Consider the following 7486-nt stretch of genomic DNA (forward strand, 5'->3'; position numbering starts at 1 on the left):
TTTACCCACAAGAGCTTACTGTTTCACTATTTTCTTTGTATACGATGCATTAACTACATCAACTTGTAAAATATACATACCTGTACTTAACTTCGATAAGTTTAAAAGCTCTTCATCGCCCGATAATGCCGACGAATAAACAACTTTACCCATAACATCAAATATTCTGACACTTACCCCATCCTTGCAATTAATTTTCACATCTGTTGTAAACACCGATGGGTATACAGTTAATGCTTCATCAGTTTTCTCTGCATCTATCCCCACAGGAGTACCTGTAATAGTAAAATTGTCTGATCTTACAGGTCCTCCAAAAAATGCTTTTTGAGCATATACATACATCTCGGTATCGTAGTGCGTAGAAGGGAATGAAACCATTCCACTGGTATTTGTATACCCTGCCCAATTAGCAGTTAATCCCGATTTACATATTCTCAGATTAGTAGTTCCGGTTCCTTCGGCATACAAAGCCGAAACATCAATACTTTGCCCGTCGGCCAGAAACTTCACTTTTACTACATTTATATTTTGTGGAATATGTTTGATATTTTTTCCTCCGGTAGTAGTTACCTGAACTTTAGGAAACTGATCGATAGTGAGCTTATTATTTGATATATCCAATATTGTTAATACAGTATAACATCCGGGATTTACAACCAAAGTTTCCAACGCATTATTATCGCACACCAATGTTGTAAGCTTATCCGAAGCCGATAAATTAAGAACTTGCAAGCTATTATTATTACAACGCAATACTTCGAGGTCGGGCATATTGCTCACATCAAGTACACCGATGGTATTATCGCGACACCATATTTCCCTTAATTTATTGTTACCCGAAACATCAAGGGCAGTCATATTACTTTCGAAACACTCTAAAACCTGCAATTCGGTATTCGCCGAAAGATCCAGCTCTGTTATTCCCGAATTAGATGTGTATAAAGATATCAGCGCCTCATTTTCAGAAAGATTCAACACTGATATCGGAGTATTCTTCACGTTTAATGTCGCTAAATTTGTGTTCAAATCCACATTTAAATTGGCAATAGGATTGCCATTCAGTTGAAGCGAAGTCAAATTTGTTACTCCAGTCAAATTAATTGATGTTAAGCCACACTCTTCAAGATTCAATCCCTGCAGGTTTGGCACCTGACTCAGGTCAATAGAAGTTACATCGGAATTACTTGTACATGCAAACGAATTCAGTGTAGTCGAATTCAGTTTTACGGCTTGTATTTTTTTCTCCGAACCAAAAAAGTTAACATTAAGTAGGTTGTCGTCGTATATTTTTATTGTGCTTGTCCCACTCAATGCATATGGGCATGTTACAGCAAAACCTGCAATAGTTGCATTTTCGGGACCGGCTCCTGTACCCCAGTCGATAGATACAACACTACCGGAATTACTTGTAATACCGAATGTAAAAGAAGCACCCTCGTATGTAGTCTCAAATTCTACATTCTGACCCAACATATTACCATAAGAAAATAAAAGAAGCAAAGCCAATGGTAAAAATCTAAATTTCATAAAAAGTAGTTTTTTAATTTATTATTACTAGTTTGTATTATTCGTTTTCGCTATTCATCAACAAAACAACCATTGCTACTTTCGGAACAGTAACCGAAGGATCACTAACCGAAATAGGTTACGACTTAAAAAAATATGTAATTAAAAGCCGGAGATGTTTGTGTTAATTGTTCTGTTTTATATTCTCTTACAATGCCCGTATAAGCAACAATAAGAGATAAAAGTTTCAATTTCATGAATATTCATTTGTGCTGTTTATTTAGTATTGTGTTATTTTGAAGAAATCATCAAAAAATCAGTTTTCAACATTCGTGTCACGTTCCAGTATTTTCAGAATATCCTCCAGGTCTTTTACTATTTGTTTCGAACGAAGTGTTGTCAAATTATATTTTCCTTGAAGGATTTTACGAACATACTGAACTGAACATCCATATTTTTGAGCGATTGCTGCTTTAGGGAGTGCACGAATTTGCTCGATACTCATTCTTTCTTCTTCCATATATTATTTTTATTTAAATGATTGCTTTAAACAAAAAAGTATACACACCTAACCTATTAAACATTAGATGCATACTTGTTTTTTTGCTAAAAGATAAAGACTCAACATTTTCGGTTTTTTACTCCTTAATTCTTCTTTTGCTAATAAAAAAACTTCGATAACAGAAGCTCATATCCGGCAAAGATATAATAAATATCTATTTTATGTACAAATATTTCTTAATTTTATATTCATATTGAGGACTTTTTATCTAATCATCAATAATTATGTACGCATATTGAGTACTGAATAATGTATATTTATGTTAAATAAGGGGAGAATTTAGAGTTGATAGGGGTATTTGATTTATTAATAAGCTAGTTGTTTTACCTAAGGTTTTTATCAGAATCAGGCAAGCCATATCGCAATAAGGATAACATGGCTAAAGGTGTGTTGTGTGTGTGAAATTACTTTGTTAACAATTTGTACTCCTCGTGTAAAAAGCCTATTTATACTCTTTTCGGACACAAAAGTAAAATAAATATCTTATTTGCGTACGAATATGTTTTAAAAATATATTCTTTACGAGTACTTTTGTGTTAATATAGCTGAATTTTAGAAATAAAAAGAAGCTGTAAAACAAAAAACCGATAGGTAAATACCTATCGGTTTTTTTAATATTTTAATGTAAATCCTGCCTAACTCGTTTCAGGACAGTACACAATAAGCAAAAATACTAATCTTCGTCTTTTTGCGAGTTTTCGTACTCTTTCAACAGTTTATCCTGAACATCAGACGGAACAAGTTCGTAACTCGCAAACTTCATTATAAACGAAGCACGCCCTCCTGTTAACGAACTTAATGCTACCGAATAATTCGCCATCTCTTTTAACGGAACTTTTGCATTCAGAATTTCGATACCTCGGTCGCTTTCCATACCCATAATCATGGCACGACGGGTTTGCAAGTCGCTCATAACGTCTCCCATTTTATCGGATGGAACAAATACCGAAACCTCGTAAATAGGTTCAAGAATTTTAGGCCCTGCATTTCTGAATGCTTCACTAAAGGCATTACGCCCGGCAAGCATGAACGAAATTTCGTTCGAATCTACGGGGTGCATTTTCCCGTCGTAAACAATAACCCTTACATCGCGTGCATACGACCCGGTAAGTGGTCCTTGTTCAAGCCTCGACATTATACCTTTTAATATGGCAGGAAGGAAACGGGCATCGATAGAACCACCCACAATGCTGTTCACAAACACCAGTTTTCCACCCCAATCAAGATCGTAAGTCTGAACATCGCGGGCTTGCACTTTTATTTCCTGTCCTCCTATTTTATACGTATCGGGAACAGGCATTCCTTCGAAATAAGGCTCCACAATAAGGTGCACTTCGCCAAACTGCCCTGCACCACCCGATTGTTTTTTATGACGGTAATCGGCACGAGCCGCCTTAGTTATTGTTTCGCGATAAGGAATCTTTGGTTCCGAAAATATAATAGGCAGTTTATCGTTATTGGCTAATCTCCACTTCAGGGTTTTAAGATGGAATTCGCCTTGCCCCGAAACTATGGTTTGCTTCAATTCTTTCGAGTTTTCGACAATCCACGTCGGATCTTCTTCGTGCATGCGCTGCAAAGCTTCGCTCAACCGCTCAACATCTTTTTCGTTTTCGGGCTTAATGGCACGCCTATATTTCGGGTTGGGATACTTAATAAAGTCGAACTTATTGTCGCAACCCTTACCGTTAAGTGTATTCCCTGTGCGCACGTCTTTCAGTTTAACGGTTGCGCCTATATCTCCTGCTGCAAATTCCTCAACTTTCGAACGTTGCTGACCCGCAACGCTGAATAGTTGCCCCATACGTTCTTTCGAACCACGGTCGGCATTTATCAAATCGTCGCCTTCGTGAACCGTACCGCTCATTACTTTAAAATACGACACCTCGCCAACGTGTGGCTCTACCGTAGTTTTAAAGAAGAACAGGCTTGTTGCAGCACCCGAATCGGGTTTTATTTCTTCGCCCTCGGTATTAATGGGAGCAGGTAAATCTCTTACATAAGGAACAACGTTTCCTAAGAACTCCATTGTACGTCGCACGCACATATCGCGCTCGGCACACACACAGAATATAGGGAATATATGGCGGCTAACCAATCCCCAGCGTATACCCATACGCATTTCGTCTTCGGAAAGCGTTCCTTGTTCGAAGAATTTTTCCATTAACGATTCTTCGTTTTCGGCAGCTGCTTCCACCAGCTTTTGGTGCAAATCGGCTGCTTTTTCTTTTTCCTCTTCCGGAATTTCAAGTACATCGGGCACTCCGCCTTCGGGGCCCCACTTGTACATTTTATTTGTAAGTACGTCTACAACGGCATTAAACCCGGGACCTACATTTACCGGATATTGTACAACAACCGCCTTCGACCCATAGTCGGCTTGTAGTTGGGAAATAACATTATCGTAGTCGGCTTTCTCCTGATCTAATTGATTGACAACGAAGATAACCGGTTTTCCTAATTTTTGTGTTAACCTTAATTGGTTTATTGTTGCTACTTCCATTCCGTATTGTGCATTTATCACCATAAGGGCCGTATCGGTAACATTAAGAGCTGTTACTACATTCCCGACAAAATCGTCGGAACCCGGACAATCAATAAAGTTAAGTTTACGATTCATCCACTCGACCGAGATGAGACTCGAAAAAACAGAGTACCCATAATCTTTCTCTACCGGAAAGTAATCCGAAACGGTGTTACCTGCTCCTACACTACCTCTGCGTTTTATAACTCCACTCTCGAAAAGCATAGCTTCGGCAAGAGTGGTTTTCCCTGACCCTGAACTTCCAAGAATAGCAATATTCTTGATTTCGGTTGTTTGATAAATTTTCATGATTCAAAGGTTTATTTTGGTTAACACTAAGTTATTAAAATTCTACTGCGACATTTTTCCCTTATTCTATTTTAATATGTTATCTTATTCTACTTCTTTATATCTTCTTTCATTTCTTACATCGTTCCTAAACGATACGCCGAATCGGGCGAGTAAGATCCGCCTTGGGGCGAATATATTACCCAATCGGTTAACAAATCCATAGGATATGTACCTATGCTTCCTGCACTAAGCGCAGCAATCCAGTAAGGCTGGTTAAGCAATTCGCAAGTTATTAAGTTTTCCTGCAAATCGGAAACCCTGAACCACAAATGTTCTTTTTCAGTTTCGGTTGTCGCATCGTCTACCGTCAGCCCCAGCTTCACTATATAATCCCATGGCTCTTGCGACGGTTGTGCCTCGGTATTATCTTTCCCGAAAATGCGCGACAGAAAAGATTTTGGCTTAGGCGGAGCAACCTTATTTGTTTTTTCGAACATGCTTTTAAAAATAGGGAACCTTTCCCTCGCCAAATCGCTCATTCGCTGAGTCTCTTCGTTCGATATATAAAATATGGGGTTATCGGCCAATGTTTTCACAAATATTTCGGGCGACACCAGAATATTATCTTCCACCGCAAATAAAACTCCGGCAGGTTCGGTATGTACATTTCCTTCCCTGTCTTTCATTCCGCCCAACACATCATCGGGCAAATCTTTAAGAGCTTCTTCCCAGCGCAACCATGCCAAGTGCAAACCCAGACCATCGTAACCTATCTGAAATTTTTCGCTTTCGCGCGAAGGATCTTTAATAAACTTCTTCACAACCATATTTATAAGGTCGTTCATCTGTTCGGGCCCCGCTGTAACGCCCAATATTTCGAGTTCGATAGAACGGCATCTTAGTAAACCATGCGTATGGAACCAATATTGTTTTGTTCCCTTATCTTCGCTATAAACACCATGAAGGCTGAACAAGTAATCGGGCGAAGGAGGAATATCCGACTTGGCAGTCATTTTTAGCCACTTTGCCGACAACAGGCGATACGACATAAAATCGAGCACCAAACTGGCTTCGGGCACAATGGCATCCATAATTTTCAGTTGCAGATGAAACGACTCCAGAATATTATCGCCAAAAAAAAGCGATGTACTTAAAAATGCAGACTGCTCCTGAGCTGTTTTCAGGTCATTCTCATCAATTTGATTAGCAAAACTAAAATCGTTTAATCCTATATTTTTTACAGGCTCGACAAAGAGCTTCACCTCGTACGATGTGCCGCAATATTCTATCTCGGCATAATAGGTATCCCGATCGTCCTCTTGTTTATCGAACGATACTAATTTAAAATATTTACTCGATTTCAGAGCGCTTTTTATCGAGTCTTCGGAAAACGCAAAACCTTTGTGCATCGGTATTATTCCCATCGAAGACGAAACAACCGATTCTCCATCGGCAAGCATCTCATATTTAAGTTTGTTATCCATCAATTTTATCTATTTTTTTGAGTAGTCTCAAATATAAAAGAAACTTATGGAAAATCAAAGATGTTAAAGTACGAATTTAGAAAAAATTTATTTGTGTATTATTCACTTTTATATTCGGATGTTTCTTCTTCGGCTTGTTTCTTATCCATTAACAAACACCATATATTTTGGCAGGCTTCTTTTTAGGAACACAGTCCTTTTTTACAATATAAAAAAATCATTACCTTTGCATTTAGGTATTGTTTAAACAAATTGCTATCGTTTATTGTTATCTGTTTGCTATTCAATATCTACAATCTGATAGTAAGGCATTATATATCAGGCAAAAACAAACTCATGGGGTTGACTGGCTTTGACAGCGAGATGAAGTGGTTTGTAAGCATGCAGTGCATAGTCGGCTGGCACTATAATCTTAGACGTCAAAATTTTAACTGGCAATAACAATTACGCTCTTGCTGCTTAATCGAAGTATAGTAGATTTTAGCTTAATCCTTGCACAGGTGTAAGGACAAGACATCGCCCGAAAGCTGTGGCTTCGAAGCATTTCGATACGGTGGTGCAGGTAAATCGGAGATAGGTGAGCAGATGCTTCGGCTGTTTACTGAAAATTTAGAAGATAAGGTTTGGGTTGGTGGCTTCGGTCTTGCCCACTCCCGACAATTTAAGCGAAGATAAGCATGTAGAAAGCAAGTTAGTTCCTTGTTTGGACCGGGGTTCGAGTCCCCGCAGCTCCACTTAGACAGAAAAAGTAAAACGCACTTTATCCCTGTAAATTAAAAGTTTACAGGGATTTTTGTTTTAATAAAACAAGCAAAAAAGCTATTTAAAATTCCGTACCGAAATGGAGGAACAATAACGAAAACAGATTTTTTTCGGAGGTTTTATCTATAAGAAAAAACTAATATTTAAAACCACTAGAATTATGGCTAAGTATACCCCCGAAACAGTAGAAAAAATTTGCATCCTTATCTCCGAAGATTACCTGTCGATTGCTAACGTGTGCGATGCAGTAGAAATAAGCCGCGAAACGTTTTACGAATGGAAGAAAAACAAACCCGAATTTGCTCAGGCTGTTGAAGAAGCAATCGAAGAGCGTCAGGAACGCTTGTACCGTCTTGC

Annotated in this window: 5 protein-coding genes and 1 other RNA gene; 2 read left to right on the plus strand and 4 right to left on the minus strand. The window is 38.4% G+C overall.

The genetic code is table 11. The features are described from left to right. Positions 1 to 15: 15 nt before the first annotated feature. The 4 genes from D0T53_RS05895 to D0T53_RS05910 form a co-directional block, all read right to left on the minus strand. Positions 16 to 1527, minus strand: a complete 1512-nt coding sequence (locus tag D0T53_RS05895) for a T9SS type A sorting domain-containing protein (protein WP_163266039.1) — start codon at positions 1525 to 1527, stop codon at positions 16 to 18. Between the two features lie 295 nt (positions 1528 to 1822). After that, positions 1823 to 2026, minus strand: coding sequence for a hypothetical protein (locus D0T53_RS05900; protein WP_163266041.1), 204 nt, complete (start codon positions 2024 to 2026; stop codon positions 1823 to 1825). Between the two features lie 715 nt (positions 2027 to 2741). After that, positions 2742 to 4901 carry a translation factor GTPase family protein gene (locus tag D0T53_RS05905; RefSeq protein ID WP_163266043.1) on the minus strand — a complete coding sequence of 720 codons (2160 nt, stop codon included), beginning with the start codon at positions 4899 to 4901 and terminating at the stop codon, positions 2742 to 2744. 116 nt (positions 4902 to 5017) lie between these two features. Continuing rightward, positions 5018 to 6367 carry a DUF4026 domain-containing protein gene (locus tag D0T53_RS05910; protein ID WP_163266045.1) on the minus strand — a complete coding sequence of 450 codons (1350 nt, stop codon included), beginning with the start codon at positions 6365 to 6367 and terminating at the stop codon, positions 5018 to 5020. Positions 6368 to 6705: 338 nt separating this feature from the next. Here D0T53_RS05910 and ssrA point away from each other — a divergent pair. Then, positions 6706 to 7104: a transfer-messenger RNA gene (gene ssrA, locus D0T53_RS05915) on the plus strand. 185 nt (positions 7105 to 7289) lie between these two features. Then, the coding region (locus D0T53_RS05920) for a phBC6A51 family helix-turn-helix protein (RefSeq protein WP_255489402.1) at positions 7290 to 7486 on the plus strand (197 nt) is incomplete at its 3' end.

Source organism: Dysgonomonas sp. 216 (assembly GCF_010501065.1).
Lineage (GTDB): Bacteria > Bacteroidota > Bacteroidia > Bacteroidales > Dysgonomonadaceae > QVMM01.

Excerpts from the sequence above, each read along its gene's own strand:
- D0T53_RS05900 (WP_163266041.1), bottom strand. The coding sequence starts at position 2,026 with ATGGAAGAAGAAAGAATGAGTATCGAGCAAATTCGTGCACTCCCTAAA.
- D0T53_RS05910 (WP_163266045.1), bottom strand. The coding sequence starts at position 6,367 with ATGGATAACAAACTTAAATATGAGATGCTTGCCGATGGAGAATCGGTT.
- D0T53_RS05905 (WP_163266043.1), bottom strand. The coding sequence starts at position 4,901 with ATGAAAATTTATCAAACAACCGAAATCAAGAATATTGCTATTCTTGGA.
- D0T53_RS05895 (WP_163266039.1), bottom strand. The coding sequence starts at position 1,527 with ATGAAATTTAGATTTTTACCATTGGCTTTGCTTCTTTTATTTTCTTAT.